Annotated in this window: 18 protein-coding genes; 10 read left to right on the top strand and 8 right to left on the bottom strand. The window is 26.1% G+C overall.

The features are described 5' to 3' along the window. The 5 genes from H0H68_RS03165 to H0H68_RS00065 all read right to left on the bottom strand — a co-directional run. A partial coding sequence (locus H0H68_RS03165; protein WP_238783950.1) for an FtsW/RodA/SpoVE family cell cycle protein occupies positions 1-518 on the bottom strand: 518 nt, incomplete at its 3' end. Beyond that, complete coding sequence (gene mrdA, locus H0H68_RS00050; RefSeq protein ID WP_185853346.1) at positions 502-2,412, bottom strand: penicillin-binding protein 2; 1,911 nt, start codon at positions 2,410-2,412, stop codon at positions 502-504. The genes mrdA and H0H68_RS03165, both read right to left, overlap by 17 nt. Further along, entirely contained in the window at positions 2,409-2,918 is a 510-nt protein-coding gene (locus H0H68_RS00055; protein WP_185853347.1) for a hypothetical protein, read from the bottom strand. Before H0H68_RS00055 ends, mrdA begins: the two co-directional genes overlap by 4 nt. Then, a complete protein-coding gene (mreC, locus tag H0H68_RS00060; protein ID WP_185853348.1) occupies positions 2,918-3,751 on the bottom strand; it encodes a rod shape-determining protein MreC in 834 nt (277 codons plus the stop codon). Before mreC ends, H0H68_RS00055 begins: the two co-directional genes overlap by 1 nt. Before the next feature lie 19 nt (positions 3,752-3,770). Beyond that, positions 3,771-4,811, bottom strand: coding sequence for a rod shape-determining protein (locus H0H68_RS00065; RefSeq protein WP_185853349.1), 1,041 nt, complete (start codon positions 4,809-4,811; stop codon positions 3,771-3,773). Between the two features lie 80 nt (positions 4,812-4,891). Between H0H68_RS00065 and folK the strand changes: the two genes are divergently transcribed. From folK to H0H68_RS00100, 7 genes are all read left to right on the top strand, one after another. After that, positions 4,892-5,401 carry a 2-amino-4-hydroxy-6-hydroxymethyldihydropteridine diphosphokinase gene (folK, locus tag H0H68_RS00070; protein WP_185853350.1) on the top strand — a complete coding sequence of 170 codons (510 nt, stop codon included), beginning with the start codon at positions 4,892-4,894 and terminating at the stop codon, positions 5,399-5,401. Between the two features lie 64 nt (positions 5,402-5,465). Continuing rightward, a complete protein-coding gene (locus tag H0H68_RS00075; protein WP_238783952.1) occupies positions 5,466-7,709 on the top strand; it encodes a putative LPS assembly protein LptD in 2,244 nt (747 codons plus the stop codon). A gap of 12 nt (positions 7,710-7,721) precedes the next feature. Then, complete coding sequence (locus H0H68_RS00080; protein ID WP_185853351.1) at positions 7,722-8,105, top strand: Rid family detoxifying hydrolase; 384 nt, start codon at positions 7,722-7,724, stop codon at positions 8,103-8,105. A gap of 22 nt (positions 8,106-8,127) precedes the next feature. Beyond that, the gene (locus tag H0H68_RS00085) at positions 8,128-9,774 is read left to right on the top strand and encodes an OstA-like protein (protein ID WP_238783954.1); all 1,647 of its coding nucleotides are present in this window, start codon (positions 8,128-8,130) and stop codon (positions 9,772-9,774) included. 12 nt (positions 9,775-9,786) lie between these two features. Then, on the top strand, positions 9,787-10,983 hold the full coding sequence (locus H0H68_RS00090) for an aspartate aminotransferase family protein (RefSeq protein WP_185853352.1): 1,197 nt from the start codon (positions 9,787-9,789) through the stop codon (positions 10,981-10,983). Positions 10,984-10,988: 5 nt separating this feature from the next. Then, positions 10,989-11,732: a tRNA pseudouridine(38-40) synthase TruA gene (gene truA, locus H0H68_RS00095; RefSeq protein WP_185853353.1), complete on the top strand. Its 744-nt coding sequence runs from the start codon at positions 10,989-10,991 to the stop codon at positions 11,730-11,732. Beyond that, on the top strand, positions 11,729-13,480 hold the full coding sequence (locus tag H0H68_RS00100) for an ABC transporter ATP-binding protein (protein WP_185853354.1): 1,752 nt from the start codon (positions 11,729-11,731) through the stop codon (positions 13,478-13,480). Before truA ends, H0H68_RS00100 begins: the two co-directional genes overlap by 4 nt. Here the strand turns inward: H0H68_RS00100 and H0H68_RS00105 are convergent. Then, complete coding sequence (locus H0H68_RS00105; RefSeq protein WP_185853355.1) at positions 13,477-14,709, bottom strand: peptidylprolyl isomerase; 1,233 nt, start codon at positions 14,707-14,709, stop codon at positions 13,477-13,479. The two genes, H0H68_RS00100 and H0H68_RS00105, sit on opposite strands and share 4 nt — an antisense overlap. A gap of 54 nt (positions 14,710-14,763) precedes the next feature. On the opposite strand from H0H68_RS00105, the gene lptB reads away from it, so the two are divergent. Together lptB and H0H68_RS00115 are read left to right on the top strand one after the other, a co-directional pair. Next, the gene (gene lptB, locus H0H68_RS00110) at positions 14,764-15,480 is read left to right on the top strand and encodes an LPS export ABC transporter ATP-binding protein (protein ID WP_185853356.1); all 717 of its coding nucleotides are present in this window, start codon (positions 14,764-14,766) and stop codon (positions 15,478-15,480) included. Between the two features lie 12 nt (positions 15,481-15,492). Further along, positions 15,493-16,119, top strand: a complete 627-nt coding sequence (locus tag H0H68_RS00115; RefSeq protein ID WP_185853357.1) for a thiamine diphosphokinase — start codon at positions 15,493-15,495, stop codon at positions 16,117-16,119. Positions 16,120-16,145: 26 nt separating this feature from the next. Here the strand turns inward: H0H68_RS00115 and mdh are convergent, their stop codons facing one another. Beyond that, positions 16,146-17,066 carry a malate dehydrogenase gene (mdh, locus tag H0H68_RS00120; RefSeq protein ID WP_185853358.1) on the bottom strand — a complete coding sequence of 307 codons (921 nt, stop codon included), beginning with the start codon at positions 17,064-17,066 and terminating at the stop codon, positions 16,146-16,148. Between the two features lie 74 nt (positions 17,067-17,140). On the opposite strand from mdh, the gene gcvP reads away from it, so the two are divergent. Then, positions 17,141-20,014, top strand: a complete 2,874-nt coding sequence (gene gcvP / locus H0H68_RS00125) for an aminomethyl-transferring glycine dehydrogenase (protein WP_185853359.1) — start codon at positions 17,141-17,143, stop codon at positions 20,012-20,014. A 10-nt stretch (positions 20,015-20,024) separates the two neighbouring features. On the opposite strand, the gene tsaD is transcribed toward gcvP, so the two are convergent. After that, a complete protein-coding gene (tsaD, locus tag H0H68_RS00130; protein WP_185853604.1) occupies positions 20,025-21,056 on the bottom strand; it encodes a tRNA (adenosine(37)-N6)-threonylcarbamoyltransferase complex transferase subunit TsaD in 1,032 nt (343 codons plus the stop codon). Positions 21,057-21,067: the final 11 nt, after the last annotated feature.

Genomic DNA, 21,067 nt, shown 5'->3' on the forward strand with positions numbered 1-21,067 from the left:
AAAATAGATAATCCTTCTCTATATAAAGTTAAAAGAAAAGAAGAAAAAACTATAGAAGAACCTGGATCAGGTTGGATAAATATTAAAAAAGTAGGCAATATCAATATAATACATGTATAGAATAATACTTTTTTATTTTTAATATTATCTTGACTCATCAAATGAGCTACCATTAAAGATGTAGATATTTTAGCTAATTCAGAAGGTTGAAAACTAATAGGTCCAAAAACGTACCAAGATTTTGATCCATTTACGTTTTTTCCAAAAAAAAACACTCCAACCAAAAGAAATAACGTAAATAAAAAGAAAAATGGGGTAAAATATTTATAGTGAATGGGTTTAAATAAAAAAACAAAAAATATGAAAACAAAACTTAACAAAATCCATATTAATTGTTTTTCTGCTTTTTCAGAAGAAACGGAATACAAATTCATACATCCAAAAAAAATCATGAAAATATAAATTGTTATGATTCCCCAGTCTATATTTTTTAATAATATTTTATTTCTTTTTATCAAAAGAACTTTTTGTATAAGAATTATTGAATTTTTTCATTTTTGCTATGGAATCGTATATTTTCTGCAATCCTGAAGTCATTATTTTTTTTTCCAAATTTTTCCTATGTACATCATTATTTATGTACTTTTCCGCAATAAGACTAGCAATAGGACCAGCCCAACGAGATCCAAAACCTCCATTTTCTATTATAACAGAAATAGCAATTTTAGGATCTTCTACAGGAGCAAATAATATAAAAACAGAATGATCAGGTAAAGAAACTATTTTATGGTTATTAATTTTAAGGAAATTCTGAGCAGTTCCTGTTTTTCCAGCCATTCTAATATCAGATGATTTAAAACTCTTTCCTGTTCCAATTATAAAAACTTTTTCCATTCCATTAATAATTAAATCAAAATATTTACTTTTTACTTTAGTATGTTTAGCTTTAGTATAATTCGGATTAGATATAGGTTGATGATTTATGCGTTTTACAATATGTGGAGTATAGAAAAAGCCCTTATTCGCTATAGCACAAACCATATTAGCTAATTGAATAGGAGTAACATTGATTTCTCCTTGTCCTATACTATTGGAAATAATAGTAATAGCATTCCATTTTGTAGTTCCACCATATTTTTTATTGTAATAATCTCCTGAAGGGATGACTCCTTTTTCTCCTGTTGCTAAATCATTATACAAATAATTTCCAAAACCAAAACTTTTGATAATCTCACTCCATTCATTAACTCCTCTTGTTAAATTTTTAGGATATTTTTCAATAACACGTTTATAAACTTGTGCAAAATAATTATTGCAAGAAACAGCAACAGCTGTTTCTACTCCTATAGGTAATCCATGAATTCCAGAATGGCAATGAATTCTTTTTTTTCCATACTTAAATCCTTTATAACATATGAATGTAGTATTGGAATCCACCACTCCCATTTGAAGACCAGCTAATTCTGTAAGTAATTTAAATGGAGAAGCTGGAGGATAACGAGCTTGTGTAGTTCTATCAAATAAAGGATTATCTATAGTATCTCTCATTAATTTTTTAAATTCTTTAGAACGATTAATTCCTACAAATAAATTAGGATTATTAATAGGACTAGACACCAATGATAAAATTTCTCCATTTTTAGGATTAATAGCGACTATTCCTCCTTTTTTTTGATACATAAGTTGTTCCGCGTATTCTTGCAAATTCCAATCTATAGTTAAAGAAATATCATTTCCACTAACAGCTTTGATATCATTTCTTCTATTATTGTAATTCCCTATAATACAACCTTTTCTATCTCTAACCCAATATTTTATTCCCTTTTTTCCTCTCAGAATTTTTTCATAAGATTTTTCCACTCCAGCCCAACCAATAAAATCTCCCATTTGATAATAATTAGATTCTTTTTTAATATCTTTTTGAGTCACCTCTCCTATATATCCCAAAACATTGGCTGAACTTTCTACTTTGTAATCTCTAAGAGAACGTTTTGTCCAATCAAATCCTTTATATTTATAAAGTTTTTCTTGTATGGTCGCAAATTTTTCTTTTGATATAAAAGGAAGAAAAACAGATGGTAAATATTTAGAATAAGCTTTTGCTTTTTCTAAATTTTTAGAAAAAGTTTTTTTTTCAATTCCTACAAGATTACAAAATTCTATAATATTGAAATGTTCATCTATAAAAATTGGAATAACTATTAATTCATAAATAAATTTATTGAAAACCAATAAATTTTCATTTCTATCAAAAATAGATCCTCTTTCAGGAATAATTATTTCTTGTTTTATTGAAGTATTAAAAGCATTCAGAATATACTTTTCCGTATATATTTGTATAAAAAATAATCTAATTATAAAAACCAAACCTATAGAACTTAATAAAATGTAAAACTTATATAATTTTTTCAATGTTTAATTTTTCTGAAAAAAAAATATATAATACATAAAATAGTTGTAAAAATACTGCTGAATATTGCTCTAAATAAAATAATTCTACTCAAAGTTGTCCCCTTCAATATTTCTAATATTAACAAAGAAAAATGATGTGTAATAACTAATGAAAAGATATAAAGAGTTTTTCTAATAAAAGGCAATTCATAAATAGAAAAATCATTTCTGTTTATGACATTTTTTCCATCAAAAAATAGTAAAAAATTTAATCTTAAAAAAGCAGACAAAGTAGTAGAAAAAGCATGAATTCCTCCAGAATTCATACAATGATCTATAACCCATCCAATTAAAAAAGATAAAAATAAGAATAAAAATTTATTTCTGTTGTAGGGATAGACTAATATAAAAAGTACATATATATAAGAATAGCATCCTAAAAATAATGGATTTAATATTGATATTTGAATTAAACAAAGAAGAAAAATGAAAAAAACGGAAACAATAAAATTTCTGATAAAATTCATTATTTATTTTCAACTTTATAAAGTTGAACATCATTCCACTCTTTTTTAAATAAATTTTTTACAACATAAGCGTTTTCTATAGTAGAAAAATTAGCCATCAATTTTACTTTTATAATATAATTAGCATGTTCTTCATCAAATTTATAGGAGAAAACTTTTCCAAGTTCGATTCCTTCAGGAAAAGTAGCAGATTTTCCATCTGTTTCCACTATATCTCCTTTATGTATTGTGGAGTGTCTAGGAATATCATACAAAACTACATATTCGTGATCTAGTCCATCCCAACTTAGAGTTCCAAAATATTTATTTTTTTTCAGTCTAGCATTTACTTTAATTTTTGGATTTAAAAGAGAAATAGCGATACTAAAATGGGGAGATGTTTTTATAATAATTCCTGCAATTCCATCAGATAATATAATCCCCATATCAGGTTTAATTCCATCTATACTCCCTTTATTTATAGTTATGTAATTTTCCTGCTCATGAATACTGTTATTTATAATTTTTACGGGAGTAAAAATATATTGTTGTAAATAGTTTACATCTTCTTCTTTGAAATCTTTAGATATTTTTTTTATTTTATAAAATATGTAAGCATTGCGTAATTTCTTGTTTTCATTTAACAATTTTTTATTTTCAATTTCTAATAAAAAATAACTACGTAACTTGTAAATGGTTTCATAAATCTTTCCAATCATGAAATTGGAAGAACCGTCGTAAATATATTGATGAAGTTTGGAATTTGAAAAAGAAAGAAAAATAGCTGTACATTCTAGTAGAAAAAAGAAAATAAAAAAACGCCATTTCAAAAGAAAACTAAAAAATTCACGCATAAGATTTATCTTATCTATCCTATTTCATTAAGAATGTAAATTTATCAATATTTTTCAATGCAACACCTGTTCCTTTAACTACAGCTCTTAAAGGATCATCTACTAAAGAGACAGAAAGTCCCGTTTTTTTAGATATTCTTTTATCCAATCCTCTCAAAAGAGATCCCCCCCCAGCCATATAGATTCCTGTTTTATAAACATCTGCTGCAAGTTCTGGTGGCGTTCTTGAAAGAGTTTCCATCACAGCATCCTCTATTCGTAAAATTGATTTATCAAGAGCCGGAATAGTTTCTTTATAAGAAAGATTCATTTCTTTTGGTTTTCCTGTAGGTAGATCTCTACCTTGTATATGAATATCATCAGGAGGCGGTTCAATTGATTCCATTGCTGCCCCTATATCTATTTTTATTTTTTCTGCAGTTCTTTCACCAATATACAAATTGTATTTGGAACGAAGAAAATAAGCGATGTCATTAGTAAAAACATCTCCAGCTGTTTTTATGGATTTTTGACAAACAATTCCTCCTAGAGCAATGACTCCACATTCTGTAGTTCCTCCACCTATATCAATAATCATATTTCCTTCTGCTTTGGTAACTGAAATTCCAGAACCTATAGCAGCGGCCATAGGCTCTTCAATAAGATAAACTTCTTTGGCATTTAGATGTTGAGCAGAATCTTTGACTGCTCTTTTTTCTACTTCTGTGATTCCGGATGGAATACAAATTACCATTGTTAATGATGGAGTAAAAAATCTATTATTTATACCTGGTACTTTCTTTATAAATTCTCTTATCATAAGTTCAGCTACTTGATAATCCGCAATAACTCCGTCTTTTAATGGTTTATAGATTTTAATGTTTTCATGTGTTTTTCCTTGCATTTGTTTTGCTTCCTCTCCGACAGCTAATACTTTTTTTGTTCTTACATCTATAGCTATTATTGAAGGTAAATCCACTATCACTTTATTATTATGCATAATAAGTGTATTTGCTGTTCCTAAATCTATGGCAATCTCTTGACTAAAGAGGTTTTTCATAAAATCTATTATTAATCCCATTACATTAATATTTCTTCATGTAATTTAAATAAAAAATACAGTTTTTCAGTATATTAAACATTTTATATAAATTTTTTCTTTTGAAGGAACATCATGTCTTTTTGTTACAAGGTAGTAATAAAAAAAATCGTAAAGAATATTTGGATCAATCTTTAATTTTGATATCTCAAAAGATTGGAAAAGTTCTTAAAAAATCTTCATATTTTGAAAGCGAAGCATGGAACATGAAAAATTCGCCTTCTTTTTATAATAGAGTTTTATATGTAAAGACTAGTCATTCTCCTATTAGTCTTTTAGAAAATATTTTGAATATAGAATTTCTAATAGGAAGAAAAAAGAATCATAATAATCATACAGGAGAATATAAAAATAGAGAAATAGATATAGATATTTTATTTTATGATCATATCATTATATCTAGTTCTATTTTGACTATTCCACATCCTCTATTGCATATGAGAAAATTTGTTTTAGAACCTATGTGTGAAATTAGCCCAAATAAAAGTCATCCCATATTTAATTTGACGATTTTAGAGATATTAGGAGTGTGCACAGATAAGTTAAATGTAAAAAAAAAATTACTGAACTAAATTATTTCACCATGGATGTATGTATGTTCTGGCTATAATTTTCACATAATAAAACAAAAATAATTTGTTTCATAAAAAGACTCAGTTTTCTATTTTCATTATCATGTTATTCGTTTCTATTTTTTCGTTTTTTGTTTATGCAAATGAAAAAAATGAAAAAATAGAAAATAACGATTATCAAGAAAATAATTTTTTTAAAGACTTTGAAAACATTATAAAATATAAATCAGATAGACAAGAACATAATATAAAAGAAGGGAAATCCTATCTAAAAGGAAAAGCTTCTATAGAATATGATGATATAAAAATTCAAGCAGATTGGATTGAATTTAATTGGAAAAATGGAGATTTGCACGCAATTCAAAAAGAAAAATTTGTCCTTTTCCAACAAGGAAATCATCAATCCACTTTCAGTAATTTTCACTTCAATTTGAAGAGCAAAAAAATAGAAGCAAAAGATTTTTATATGAAAAGTAAAAATCACATGATTACAGCAAGCAGCATTGAAAAAAATGATCAAAATATAAGTTTAATGAAAAAAATTACATATATATCAGATCCTTTTTTTCTAAAAAAGAAAGACAGCGATCCTGACTTTTATTTGAAAACAAATTTTTTAAAATATTCTCATTTTAAGAAATATATTTTTTCTGGTCCAGTTTTTTTTTATTGGTATAAAGTTCCGATGCCCATATTTTTTCCTTTTTTATATGTTCCTGTAAAAGAGTTTAATCAGGAACATATAAAAAAGGATTCTTATGGAATGAAATATCCAAAAATTGGAATTCAAAATAAAAGGATTTATGTGGAAGATATAGAATTATTTTTTCAAATTTACAATTTATTTAATTTTCAAATATTAAGTTCTATATATAACACAGATAAATGGAAATTTAAAACAAGAATGGAATATAAATTGAAATATTCCTATGATGGTTTTTTTGATTTCAATTATCAATCTATCTCAAATAAACAACATGATTATCAATTTCAATGGAAACATAATCAAGATTCAAAATCAGATTCTGATACAAATTTTAATGCAGACATTCATTATAATAAAAATATACTATCCGACAAAAATGACAACGAAACTCTTTCATATTTAAGTATAAGAAAAAAATTTTCTAATTATTTATTGTTTATGGATGCTTATATGGTACAACAAAAAATAAACAATAATAAGGTGGGAATAAAATTTATAATTCCAGAATTGATTTTTCATATGAAAAATATGCTCTTCAATAATCAAAAAAACTTATTTTTGCGTCATACAAGCATAGAAAATAAAATATTGATTCATAATTTTGTGGATTGTTGTCATAAAACAGCATCCTTTCATACTGGATTCAATCACAAAATGAATCTTTCTACTTATTTTTCTTTTTTCGATTCTTATTTGAAAATTTCACCTAAAATTTTTTATGAGGAATTTTATGTATGGAAATTTCCTTACTCCTGCGTTTCAAATTTGCAAAAAATAGATTTTTTAGCAGACCTGATATCTATCCCATTCAATAAGACTTTAGAAATCAAAAAAAATGTTTTTTTATTGAAACATCAAATAGAACCTGCGTTTTCTTTCTATGTTAGGTACTTTCCTCCTGTTTTTCATAATGAAAAAAATCATTTTGAAAAAAAAATAAACTTTATATTAAATAATGATTTGGATCTTCAAATAAAAAACACATTTAATGAATATAAAAAAATAAAAATGCTTAAAAATTTGAGTTCATCATTTATTGTCGATCAAAATTCTATCAAATGGGACAATTTACATATTGTCGGTCATGCTGATTTGACAGAAAATTTAGGGATAAAATATAAAGGGGGCATAAATTTTGTTGAAAAAAAGAAGAAAATGAAGTATTTTGATTTTTCTTTTTTTTGGAATTATGAAACTAATTTTTTCTCTGCAAAAAATGAATATAAAAAAAAAGGAAAAAATCGTTATGATTACTTTCTTTTTGATAAAAAAAATTATGCAAAGTATTCAATTCCATTGTCTTTTAAAATTGACTTTCATTCTAATTATGAAAACTATATCAATCAAAAAAAATTGTTTAACACTTTTTTAAGCATAAATGGATCTATAAATATTACAAAATATTGGAAAATTGATATTCATACAGATTATGATCTATTTAAAAAAAAGGTAATGTTTGCTAATATTATTTTTTATAGAGATTTAAGAAGTTTTAAGATGAGTTTTAATTGGATTCCTATGGAAAATCCTTCTTGGCATTTTTTTATTGGGATTAAAGATCCAAATTTGAGTAATATTATACAGTATAATGAAAAAAACTAAAATAAATTAAATATGATCTCAAAAAAATTTTCAATAGAAAAAATTCCATCTTATGGACCATATAGCACATGTGTTCTTGTGGGTTTTTTTTTATTTGTTTCTGGACAAATAGCTGTGGATCCAAAAACTGGAAAATTAATTTCCGATTCTATAGAAATGGAAACAAGGAAAATAATGGAAAATCTGAAAATTATTCTTTCAGAAAATGGAATAGGGTTTCAAAATGTTATTAAGACTTCTATTTTTGTAAAAAATATGAATCATCTTTCTAAAATAAATGATGTATATTCCGACTTTTTTCATGAAGGAAATTACCCAGCTAGAGAAACTATTCAAGTTTCTGGATTACCAAAAAATGCTAATATAGAAATATCTTTGATTGCATGCAAAAATTAGATATTTTATTGTCAAATTAATTGTGAAATATTGCTTTTTATTCTTTTTTTTTATTTTATTCCTAAATCAAGCACATTCTGATAATATACAGCTTTTTCATGCTGATTTAATACAAAAAAATGATCATAATGATTTTATTTTTTTAATAGGAAATGTTCATTTTAAATATAAAAAATATCATCTTTTTTGTGATCAGGCTATTTATCATAAAAAAAACAATAGATTGTATGGTTCTGGAAATGTCCAATTACAATCAGAAAAAAATAAAATAATTTCTAAAAAAATATATATAGAAGATAATTTCTCTCATTTCAAACTATCAGGTGGAGTAATTTTATCTATAGAAAGGATCAAATTAATAGCTGATACAATCAACTATGATTTAAGAAAAAAATTACTTAAAGCTGTTAATAATGTAGTTTTTCTTTTTAAGAAGTTAAAGCTAACCACAAATATGTTAGAATATGATTTAAACCGAAATAAAATTTTTTATAAAAAAAATAGTATCATTTACTATGATGATTATACTATACATAGTAAAGAAGGTTTTTTTTCTCCTAATGAAGAAAAGGCAGAATTAAAAGATGGAATTAAATTGGTTAGTAAAAACTATACTGTACATGCTGAGGTGTTGGAATATTTTTTTAAACAAAATAAAATAAATTTTAATCGTTCTGCTGTTATCAGACAAAATGATAAGTCAGATAACTTTATCTATGTTAAAAAAGCATTGTTTCTTATTCAAAAAAAAATATTTCTATTAGAAAAATATATTAGTATTCATTATAACGAAAAAATTATAAAAGGAAAATATTTGTTTTTTGATCAAAAAAAAAAATATGGATTTATTAGAAATTTTTTACTAGAAGATTTAAAGAAAAAATATTTTTTGATGGGTGGATATGGAAAGTTTGATTTTAATAATGATTCTTTGATTTTAAAAGAAAATCCAAAAATCGTAAGAATATCAAAAAAAAATTCTTTTCTTATTTATTCAGACATTTTAAAGATAAATTTAAAAAAAAATTCTGCATATTCAATTCAAGCTTTTTCTGTTAAAAGTTTTTTTTTGAATGAGTCTATTCAAGGAAGATGCAGTGTTTTGAATTATGAATCTTCAAATGATTACATTCAATTTGATGGAGATCCTATTTTTTGGTTTCAAAACTACCAAATAACCGGTAAATCCATCCATATTTTTTTTCTAGAAAAAAATGAATATTTTTTGAAATCCATAAATATAAAAAATGCTTCTTATATAGAAAAAATAAATTCGAAAGAATTTAATCAAGTAGAAGGAGATATCATGATTGGTTTTTTTAATGAAAAAAATATTTTAGAAAAAATTTTCGTTCAAGGAAATATTAATAGCATTATTTTTCTTTATCCTAAGAAGTTAATAAATAAATCTTCTTGTGGTATCCTCTCATTATATTTAGATAGAGAAAAAAAAATAAGGGATATTTCTTGTGTAGAACAGGCTTATTCAGAATTAATTCCTATATCTGAAAAAACTCCCAATAAATTTCTTTTTCTTCCCAAATTTTCTTGGAAAGAAAAAGAAAAACCCAATGGATATAAAAACATTTTTGTGTACAAAGAAATAAAAAAATACAGAAAAGAAAATCATTTAGAACAAGAAGAAATAAAAAAAATAATAAAAAAATAGAACTAAATTCTTATGAAAGAACTAGAAAAGGATTTTTTTCAATATCAAACTCAAGTGAACCCTTTTCCAATGAAAATTATGGTAGATTATGCTGATGGGAACTATATTTATGGAAAGAATGGAAAAAAATATCTGGATTTTGTGGCAGGTGTTTCTGTCAATGTTTTAGGACATGGAAATAAAATAATAAAAGATGCTATAAAAAAACAAGTAGACAAGTATTTACATACTATGGTCTATGGAGAATTTATACAAAACCCTTGTGTAATACTTTGCAAAGAAATAGCAAAAAATACTCCAAATCCACTTACTACTACTTATTTAGTTAATTCTGGGACAGAAGCAGTAGAAGGGTCTTTAAAATTAGCTAAATGTTATACTGGAAGAGAAGAAATTATTTCCTGCAAATGGGCTTACCATGGAAGCACTCACGGATCTATGAGCATTATGGGAAATGAAAAAAATAAAAGACCTTTTAGACCATTACTTCCTTTAGTTAAATTTATAACATTTAATCATATAGAAGAACTGATTGATTCTATATCAGAAAAAACAGCTTGTGTTATTTTAGAAACCATTCAGTGTTCCAATGGAATTGTATTGCCTGATGATTCTTTTTTAAAAAAAGTAAGAGAAGAGTGTAGTAAAAAGAAAGCTTTAATGATTCTTGATGAAGTACAAACTGGATTTGGAAGAACAGGAAAGCTTTTTGCTTTTGAACATTATGGAATAGTTCCTGATATTTTAATAATGGGAAAAGGAATGGGAGGAGGGATGCCTATTAGTGGTTTTCTTTCATCTGATAAAATTATGAAGACTTTTTGTGACTCTTATGCCTTAGGACATTTAACTACTTTTGGAGGAAATGCTGTAGCTGCTTCTTCTTCTTTAGCTACTTTAGATCAATTAATAAATTCTAATATAATGGAACAAGTGCCTATGAAAGAAGAGTGGGTTAGAAAATATTTAATTCATGATGAAATAGAAAGTATTAATGGAAAAGGACTTCTTTTGTCTTTTGAATTAAGAGATAAAAATTCAGTGGAAAAATTATTGGAAAATTGCATCAATAAAGGATTAATTTTATTTCGTTTTTTATTTAACAGTCATTCTTTACGTATATCGCCTCCATTGACTATCACAGAAGAAGAAATCAAAAAAGGATGTTCTATTATTATTGAAAGTTTAAATCAACTTAAAAAAAAATAATGTAATTGAGATTCTTCATTGAATTAGCTTATAATGGTAAATATTTTTATGGATGGCAAGTCCAAAAAAAAGTAAGCACAGTAGAGGGAAATTTAGAATATTGTTTATCTAAATTATTAAAAAAGTCTATCAATGTTATAGGTGCTGGAAGAACGGATAAAGGAGTACATGCTAAGCAAATGTTTGCGCATTTTGATTATGAAGGAATAATCAGTAATAACTTAATAGAAAAATTAAATATTTTTCTACCCAAGTCTATTAAAGTATTAAATATTTTTCCAGTAAAAAAAAATATTCATGCAAGATTTAATGCTATAAAACGAACGTATAAATATTATTTAATACGTCAAAAAAACCCATTTTTACAAGATTTTTCTTGGTATTGTTTTTATCCATTAAATATTCATCTAATGAATAGAGCTTCTAAGGAATTAATGCAATATAAAGATTTTAGTTCTTTTTGCAAAAAAAGAACTAATGAAGAAGGAAATAATGTATGTCAAGTCAGTCATATTTATTGGTCTGTGAATAATGATATTTTCTGTTTTACTATTGAAGCTAATAGATTTCTAAGATCTATGGTTAGATCCATTATTGGAACACTTATTGAGGTTGGAAGAAACAAAATTAGCGTGAGTGAATTTGTTAAAATTATAGAATCTAAAAATTCTAATTTTTGTAGACCAATAGTTCCTGCATGCGGACTATTTCTTACCAGAATTCTTTATCCAGAAGACATTTTTTTATGAAAGAAAATTTGAAAAGAAAAAAATCTTCCTTAAAACAGCTTATTAAAATTAGTTTAGATTATAAATTAATACTGATAGCAACAATTGTTACTTCTGTATTAATATCTTTTATTTCTGCTTATCGTCCTAAGTTAATCCAAAAAGCTATAGATATTCATATCCTTTATAAAGATTTCTTTGGACTGAAAAATATATTGATGTTGATTATTCTACTTCTTTTCTTAGAAAGTATATTTCATTTTATTTTATTATATCTGTCTAATGTATTAGCTCAAAATGTCATTGAAAGAATTAGAATTCTTTTATTTGAAAAATTATTGCATTTCAAAAATTCTTTTTTTAATAAAACTCCAATAGGAAAACTAGTATCTTATGCCGTATCAGATATAGAAACTATAACTGTTATATTTAATGATGGGATATTACTTGTTTCTGGAGACGTTTTAAGAATTGTTATGATTATAATAATGATGTTTACAGTACATAAAAAATTATCTTTTATTGTTTTTTTTACTATTCCTTTTATGTATATCATCACTCGATTTTTTCAAAAAACACTAAAGAAAACTTTTCATGAAGAACGAGTACAAACTTCACGTTTGAATAGTTTTTTGCAAGAAAATATTATAGGGATGTCTGTTATTCAACTTTTTCATAAAGAAAAAGAAGAATACTTAAAATTCAAGTCTATTAATTGTAAATTGATGAATGCTCATTTTAAAACTATTTTTTATTTTTCTATTTTCTTTCCTATCGTAGAACTTGTTTCTGCAGTGATAATAAGCATTGTTATATTTTATGGAGGATTTCATGCAATCGAAAAAGGAAATATTAAACCAGGGCAAATTATTGCTTTCATTTTTTTTATCTATCTTCTTTTTCGTCCTATGCGACAAATAGCAGATAGATTTAATATTATACAAAGAGGAATAACTGGTATAGAAAGAATATTTTCTATATTAAATTCTGATGAAATCATTATTAATAAGGGAAACTTGCGTTTAAAGAATCTAAAAGGACATATTGTATTTAATAATGTTCATTTTTCATATATTGAAAATGAAATGGTTTTAAATGGGATTTCTTTTGAAATTCAACCTGGAGAAAAGGTAGCCATAGTAGGATCTACAGGTTCCGGAAAATCTACGATTACTCATTTAATTTCCAGATTATATGAAATTAATAAAGGGAATATTTGGATTGATGGACATCCTATTCAAGATATTGAATTAAAAAATTTAAGATATCATATAAGAGTTGTCACACAAGACACATTTTTATTTAATGATTCGATTATAAATAATATTACACTAGGAGATCCTTCAATTAGCATTGATCAAATAGAAAATATGGCAAAGAAGATAGGAATTCATAATTTTATTACATCATTACCTGATGGTTATCAATATATCGTAAAAGAAAGGGGAGGATTGCTATCACTTGGAGAAAAACAATTAATTTCTTTTTTAAGAGTTCAAATGCATCCTTATTCTATCCTAATCTTAGATGAAGCTACAGCTTCTTTAAATAAGGAGTTAGAAAAAATGATTTATCATGCTACAGATTTTCTAACCAAACATAAAACTTCGATCATTATTACTCACCGTCTTTCTACATTAGAAAATGCTGATAAAATATTAGCTATCAATAAGGGATCTATTGTAGAAAAAGGAACTCATCAAGAATTAATTCAACTTAATGGATATTATGCTGGATTATATCAAGAATCTTTTAACAATAGAAATTAAGGACAATGAATGTAAGTTCTTTTTAATGTTTTTTTGACCCAGTTTCTTATTATATCTTTTTTTTTAATGTCTTTTACAAGATTTTTTAATCTTGTATAATCTGTTTCAAAAGAAATAGGATGAGAAGGAATGCTATCTAATAATTTGACTATAAAAAATGCTTCTTTTCCATTTACAATTTCTTGGTAAGGGTTAGAAACTTTTCCTTTTTTTAAAAGATTTAATGTTTTTTTCATGCTTTTTGACAGTTGATTTTCTTCAACCCAAATTTTATTCCATATTGAGTAATTTACAATTTGATTGTCTTTTTCTTTGTCCATCAAATTTTCAAAATTTAGATTGTAAATTTGTTTTTTAATTGAATCTGCAAATGATTTTGTTTTTATCAATTCATGTTTTGTATATTTAGGTTTAATTAAAATATGTCTTATATCAACTTCATCCTTTCTTTTTTTTTCTAATTTGATCAGATGAAATCCTAAGTCTGTTTCAAAAGGTTCAGAAATTTCCTCTTCTGATAAAGAGAGAACTACATTTTTAAATTCTTTTGAAAGACGATTTATTTTAATTCCTTGAATTAAACCGCCATTCCATGCTGAATAGTTCTCTTCAGAGAACAAAATAGCTTGTATAGAAAAATCAATATCAGAATGGATCTCTTTTTTGATTTTTTTTAAAAAATCGATAATTTTTTTTCTATTAATTTGACTTAATTTTGGATAAAAAACTATATAAGAAATACACATTCGTTTGGGAACAAAAGGAATTTGATTTTTGTTTTTAGTAAAAAAATATTTCACTTCTTTAGGTGATATCTCTACATTATCCGTTATTTTTTGATAAAATTTTTCTATATACTGATGATTTTTGACTGTTTCGGTTAATTTTTGAATAAATTCTTTTTTTCTAAACTGTATTAAAAATTCTTCTTGATTTGCATATTTTTTACTCATTTCTGAAAATAATGCTTGGGTTTTCAATTTTAATTCTTGATCACTGATTTGTATACTTTCATCTTTTTTTGCATGATAAAGCATTAGTTTTTCAATCAAAAGATCGTCTAAACAGTTTTTTTGGTTTTTAGTTTTTATTTCTGAATCTAAAATAATCTCATTTCCTACTATAGCATGAATTCCTCCTAATTTTTCAAAAGAATAAGAAAAATGATTTCTATATATTATGAATAAAAATAAGAAAAAAAAAGAATATTTTTTGAGATTGTCTTTCATCAAAATATGAATTTTTTATTCCAATAACTAATAATACAGAAAAATTATAATATTATGACTTTAATGGCCAAAAATTTATATAAAAAATATAAAAAAAAATATGTAGTTAAAAATGTTTCTTTTAAGTTAAATCAAGGGGAAATAGTGGGATTAATTGGGCCTAATGGAGCAGGAAAAACAACCTCTTTTTATATGGTTGTAGGACTTCTTAAACCGGATCAAGGAAAAATTTTTCTTCATGAAGAAAATATTACAGAAAAACCAATGTATCAACGTTCTAAAAAAGGAATCGGATATTTGTCGCAAGAACCATCTATATTTAGAAAGTTGTCTGTAGAAGACAATATTTTGTGCATATTAGAAATGCAAAAAAAATTTTATAAAGAAAGAATAAAAATAACAGAGAAACTAATTAAAGAACTAGGATTACAACATATACGAACTCATCGTGGGGATCTTCTTTCTGGAGGGGAAAGAAGACGTACAGAAATTGCCAGATGTCTGGCTATAAATCCTCAGTTTATTCTTTTGGATGAACCTTTTTCTGGAATTGATCCAATAGCTATAGAAGAATTGCAAAAAATTATTCTGTCTCTGAAGAAAAAGAATATAGGGATATTAATTACAGATCATAATGTAAAAGAAATTTTTACGATAACAGATAGGATTTATTTAATGTTTGAAGGAGAGATTTTAAAACATGGATCAACTATGGAAATTATGCAAGATTCTTTGGTAAAAAAAGTTTATTTAGGAAATCGTTTTATATAAAAAATAAAGAAAATGAATCATCGTTTTAAAGGGGCAGAAGTGGGGGTCTTTCTGAATGGAGAGCCTCCTCCTTTTTTATGGAAAAAATTTTCTTTTTATGAAAAAATATTTGCCGTTGATGGAGCTTTTTATTACTTAAATAAATCAGGAATTTCAGTGGATTATATCATTGGAGATTTTGACTCTATATTAAAAAAAAACATTCCTTTGGGTCACAATTTTTTGGCTGCTTATGATCAAAAATACACTGATTTTGAAAAAGCTCTAAATATAATTTATCAGAAAGGATTTTTGAATATCAATGTTTGGGGAGCAAGTGGAAAAGAGCAAGATCATTTTTTGGGAAATTTATCTACAGCTTTAAAATATAAAAAAAAATTGTCTATTATATTTCATGATAGATATCATTCTTATTTTTTTTCTGATAAAAAAACTTTTTTTTATCAGAAAAAAAATAAGAAGGTATCTTTGTTCCCATTTCCTGAAGTAGAAGGTTTACATACTCATGGTCTTAAGTATCCTATCAACAAAGGTTTTTTAAAAATAGGTAAAAATATAGGCATCAGAAACGAATCTGATGGAGAAAAAATAGAAATAAATTACAAAAAAGGAGAATTGCTAATATTTATAGAAAAATAAAAATTTTTTCTATATCTAAAAATCTATCAATTTATCTTATCTATCATTCTTTTTATATGATTAGCAGACTGAGTTAAAAGATATTTTTCTTTTTCATTTAATTGCAATTCTATAATTTTTTCTATTCCAGATTTTCCTAAAATGACTGGGACTCCCAAATATATATTTCTCAAATCATACTCTCCTTTCAAAAAAGATGAGCATGAAAAAATGCGTTTAGAATCTTTTAAAATAGCTTCTACCATTTGAACAACAGAAGCTCCAGGAGCCATCCAGGCAGATGTGCCTAATAAATTAACTACTTCTTCTCCTCCTTTTTTTGTTTTTTCAATAATAACATTATTTTCTTCTTCTGATATAAATTCTTGTATGGGAATTCCAGATATAGAAGTGTATCTATATAAAGGGACCATTGTATCGCCATGTCCTCCTAATAATAATGATTGTATATCGTAAGGTGATAATTTTAATTTCTTCGATAAAAAATAACGATATCTTGTAGAATCTAATATTCCTGCCATTCCAATTACACGAGTAGAATCCACTTTAGCAGTTATATAACTGACGTATGCCATGACATCTAATGGATTTGATACAATAATAAATTTAGCTTTTGGAGAAAAAAAAATAGATTCTTTAGTGACAGAACGAATGATTTCTGCATTAATCTGAACAAGATCATCGCGACTCATTCCAGGTTTTCTAGGAATCCCACAAGTGATAACAACTATTTCAGAATTTTTTGATTTTGAATAATCATTAGTAATTCCAATTACTTGAGTATTTGATCTTACAAGAGGTAGCATCTGAGAAATATCCAAACTTTTTCCTTCAGAAAATTTTTCTCTAACATCTAATAAAATAATTTTTCTGACTATATCTTTTTGAGCTAACAGACTAGCACAAGAAGATCCTACGTTTCCCGCTCCAATAATAGTAACTTTCATGTTCTTTATGTTAATTTTAGGGAAGCTTAAATATTTGCCTAAATTTGTAATCTTTAAAGATAAACACAATTTCTATGAAAGAGGATAACATTAGAAGAAAAAAATTCTATTATAGACATATAGGACCGTCTTGTAATGAAATTAACAATATGTTGAAAGAATTGCAATGTTCCTCTATTAAGGATTTTATCAAAAAAACCATACCTAAAGAAATACGTTTAAAAAAAAAATTAAATCTACCCAATTCTATTTCTGAATATCAATATTTAAACCACATTTATAAAATCAGTAAAAAAAATAAAATTTACCGTTCCTATATAGGATTAGGATATCGGAATACCATTACTCCAAGCGTTATTCAAAGAAATATTTTAGAAAATCCAAGTTGGTATACTCCTTACACTCCTTATCAATCAGAAATATCTCAAGGACGTTTAGAAGCTTTGATCAATTTTCAAACTATGATTTCAGATCTGACTGGAATGAAAATAAGTAATGCATCCATGTTAGATGAATCGACAGCTGCTGCAGATGCAATGTTTATGATTTATCAAGAAAAAATAAAAAAAAAACAGATCAATAATAACTATTCCTTTTTTGTTTCAGACGAAATACTTCCACAAACTTTTGCAGTTTTAAAAACAAGATGTTTTGGTTTAGGAATACACATTATAAGAGATACTCATAATAATTTGCTGCAAAAAAAGTATAAAGAAAAAAAAATATTTGGATTGATCATTTCTTATCCTTCCTGTTTAGGAGAAATATATGATTACAGTGAAACAATTGAATATGCAAAAAAAAATAATATATCAGTAATTGTTTCTGCAGATATTTTGTCTTTATCCTTGTTAAAACCTCCTGGAGAATGGGGAGCTGATGTTGTTGTAGGATCTAGCCAATCTTTTGGGGTTCCTATGGGATATGGGGGGCCTCACGCTGCTTTTTTTTCTACTCATGAAAGATATAAACGTTTTATTCCTGGTAGAATAATTGGAATATCTGTAGATAGGAAAAACAGAAAAGCATTTCGCATGGCTTTACAAACTAGAGAACAACATATCAAAAGAGAAAGAGCGACCTCAAATATTTGTACATCACAAGTTTTGCCAGCTATCATGGCTTCTATGTATGCTTTATATCATGGAAAAGAAGGATTAATAGAAATAGCTAAAAGTATTCATAAATATGCTAAAAAATTAGAACTCTTATTAGTTAATAGTATAAACAATCTTTATCAAGTGAACACATTTTATTTTGATACTATTAGAATCAAAACTGATTATATAGACAAACTAAAAAAAGTTTCAGAGCGAAAAAAAACTAATTTCAGATATGTAGATAAAAATCATCTAACTATTACTTTAGATGAAACCACATGTAAAGAAGATATAGATCATATTTTATCTATATTTCATGAGGTTTATAAAAAAAGAAAAAAATATGATGATTTGAAAAAAATTCATGAAGAATATAAAATTCCTAATTCTTTAAAAAGAACTTCTGATTTTTTGAAACATGAAGTTTTTCATAAATTTTATTCAGAAAATGAATTGATGCGTTATATAAAACGACTAGAAAAAAAAGATCTTTCTTTAAATCATTCTATGATTCCGCTTGGTTCATGCACTATGAAACTGAATGCTTCTACGGAATTATTTTCTTTAAGCCAATATGAATGGAGGAATGTTCATCCTTTTGTTCCTGATCAACAATCAATGGGATATCACTTTGTCATTCATAATTTAAAAAAATATTTAAAAGAAATAACTGGATTTTATGGTATATCTTTACAACCTAATTCAGGAGCTCAGGGAGAATATGCTGGACTGATGGTTATAAAATCTTATCATCATTCATTACAAGAGTCCAAAAGAAATATAGCATTAATTCCTTCTTCTTCTCATGGAACTAATCCTGCTTCAGCAAACATGGCAGGAATGAAAGTCATTTTAATTGCTACAAAAAATGATGGATCTATTGATAGAAATGATTTATTCAAAAAAGTAAAAGAATATAAAGATTTTTTATCTGTCTTTATGATTACTTATCCTTCTACTCACGGTGTATATGAAAGACATATTCAGGAAATCATAGATATGATTCATGAGAATGGAGGTCAAGTATACATGGATGGAGCAAATATGAATGCTCAAGTTGGTTTAATCAAACCAGCACATTTGGGAGTTGATGTTTGTCATTTAAATCTTCATAAAACTTTTGCTATTCCTCATGGAGGGGGTGGGCCTGGAATGGGTCCTATTTGTGTCGCTTCACATTTGAAACCTTTTCTTCCTGGTCATCCCTTTTTTGAAAAGGGAGAAAAAGATAAATTGACGATATCCTCTTCTCCATATGGATCCTCTTTGATTCTTACTATTTCCTATGCTTATATTCGTTTATTAGGGCCAGATGGACTTAGAAAGTGTACAGAGATATCTATACTGAATGCAAATTATATAAAAGAAAAATTAAAAAAATTTTATAACATATTATATGTAGGGGAAAACAATGCAGTCGCACACGAATTAATTATAGATTGTAGGGTGTTCAAATCTCTAGACATAGAGGTTGTAGACATAGCAAAAAGAATGATGGATTATGGATATCATGCTCCGACTATATCTTTTCCTGTAGAAGGATGTATGATGATAGAACCTACGGAAAGTGAATCTAAAGAAGAATTAGATCGTTTTATTGAAACACTTATCAATATACGTAAAGAAATTCAAGAAATTGAAGATGGTAAATTTTCTAAAAAAGAAAATGTCCTCAAAAACGCTCCGCACAGTATAGAATTGCTAACTAATAATGATTGGAAATATTCTTATAGTAGAGAAAAAGCTGCATATCCATTATATTGGGTTAGAAAAAGAAAATTCTGGCCATCAATCAGTCGTGTTGATGATGGATACGGGGATAGAAATTTGATATGTACATGTACTTAGTATAGTTTTTTTAAAATGTTTTAAATTTAGAATATGGAGAAACATGAATAGAATCAAATAAATTTTTTTCATATTTCAATAATCCTGTAATGGCTATCATCGCTCCGTTGTCCGTGGTATATTTTTTCTTTGGAATAAAGATTTCCCATTTTTTGTTTTCTTTTGCAAAAGATATAAACATTCGTCTAATTTCACAATTTGCGGATACTCCACCTGCTAAAGCTACTCTATAAATTCCAGTTTTTAGAGTAGCTTTTTGTACTTTTTCTAAAAGAATTTCTGCTATTATTCTCTGGATAGAAGCACAAATATCAGATAAGTTTTGTTTTATGAAAAATGAATTTTTTTTTAATTCTTTTCTGACAAATTGCAAAACATGACTTTTAAATCCACTAAAACTGAAATTTAGCCCATTTACTGATGGTTTTGAAAAAACAAATTTATTACAATTTCCATTTTTAGAAAAAAGTTCTATCATAGGTCCTCCAGGATAATGAAAACCCAATATTCTAGCTACTTTATCCAAAGTATCCCCTATAGAATCATCTAAAGTCGATCCCAATATTTCCATTTGAAAAAAATCATTCACTTTCACGATTTGAGTATGTCCCCCACTTATGACTAAACCTAAAAATGGAAATTTAGGATAAGAATTGTTTATGTTAGCATTTTTTATAAAATGAACAAGTATATGGGCTTGTACATGATTGACAGTTAATAAAGGAATCTCTAATCCCATTGAAAAAGATTTTGCAAAAGAAGCCCCGACTAATAAAGATCCTATCAATCCTGGTCCTAAAGTAAAGGATACAGCATCAATTTGATTTTTTTTAATTTTTGCTGAATCAATAGCTTGATTGACAGCTGTTATAATATTTCTATCATGTAGTCTTGAAGCTAATTCTGGAACTACTCCTCCATATTTTTTATGGATATATTGATGAATAATAATATTAGATAATACATCTCTATTTTTAATAATAGAAACAGCCGTTTCGTCACATGATGATTCTATACCGAGAATAATAGGTTTTTTTTTCATAATAAAATAAC

Source organism: Blattabacterium cuenoti (genome assembly GCF_014251555.1).
In the GTDB taxonomy this organism is placed as follows: Bacteria; Bacteroidota; Bacteroidia; order Flavobacteriales; family Blattabacteriaceae; genus Blattabacterium; species Blattabacterium cuenoti_P.

Excerpts from the sequence above, each read along its gene's own strand:
- gcvP (WP_185853359.1), top strand. The coding sequence starts at position 17,141 with ATGAAAGAGGATAACATTAGAAGAAAAAAATTCTATTATAGACATATA.
- mdh (WP_185853358.1), bottom strand. The coding sequence starts at position 17,066 with ATGAAAGTTACTATTATTGGAGCGGGAAACGTAGGATCTTCTTGTGCT.
- tsaD (WP_185853604.1), bottom strand. The coding sequence starts at position 21,056 with ATGAAAAAAAAACCTATTATTCTCGGTATAGAATCATCATGTGACGAA.
- H0H68_RS00090 (WP_185853352.1), top strand. The coding sequence starts at position 9,787 with ATGAAAGAACTAGAAAAGGATTTTTTTCAATATCAAACTCAAGTGAAC.
- H0H68_RS00105 (WP_185853355.1), bottom strand. The coding sequence starts at position 14,709 with ATGAAAGACAATCTCAAAAAATATTCTTTTTTTTTCTTATTTTTATTC.
- H0H68_RS00115 (WP_185853357.1), top strand. The coding sequence starts at position 15,493 with ATGAATCATCGTTTTAAAGGGGCAGAAGTGGGGGTCTTTCTGAATGGA.
- lptB (WP_185853356.1), top strand. The coding sequence starts at position 14,764 with ATGACTTTAATGGCCAAAAATTTATATAAAAAATATAAAAAAAAATAT.
- H0H68_RS00080 (WP_185853351.1), top strand. The coding sequence starts at position 7,722 with ATGATCTCAAAAAAATTTTCAATAGAAAAAATTCCATCTTATGGACCA.
- H0H68_RS00065 (WP_185853349.1), bottom strand. The coding sequence starts at position 4,811 with ATGGGATTAATAATAGATTTTATGAAAAACCTCTTTAGTCAAGAGATT.
- mreC (WP_185853348.1), bottom strand. The coding sequence starts at position 3,751 with ATGCGTGAATTTTTTAGTTTTCTTTTGAAATGGCGTTTTTTTATTTTC.
- H0H68_RS00100 (WP_185853354.1), top strand. The coding sequence starts at position 11,729 with ATGAAAGAAAATTTGAAAAGAAAAAAATCTTCCTTAAAACAGCTTATT.
- H0H68_RS00055 (WP_185853347.1), bottom strand. The coding sequence starts at position 2,918 with ATGAATTTTATCAGAAATTTTATTGTTTCCGTTTTTTTCATTTTTCTT.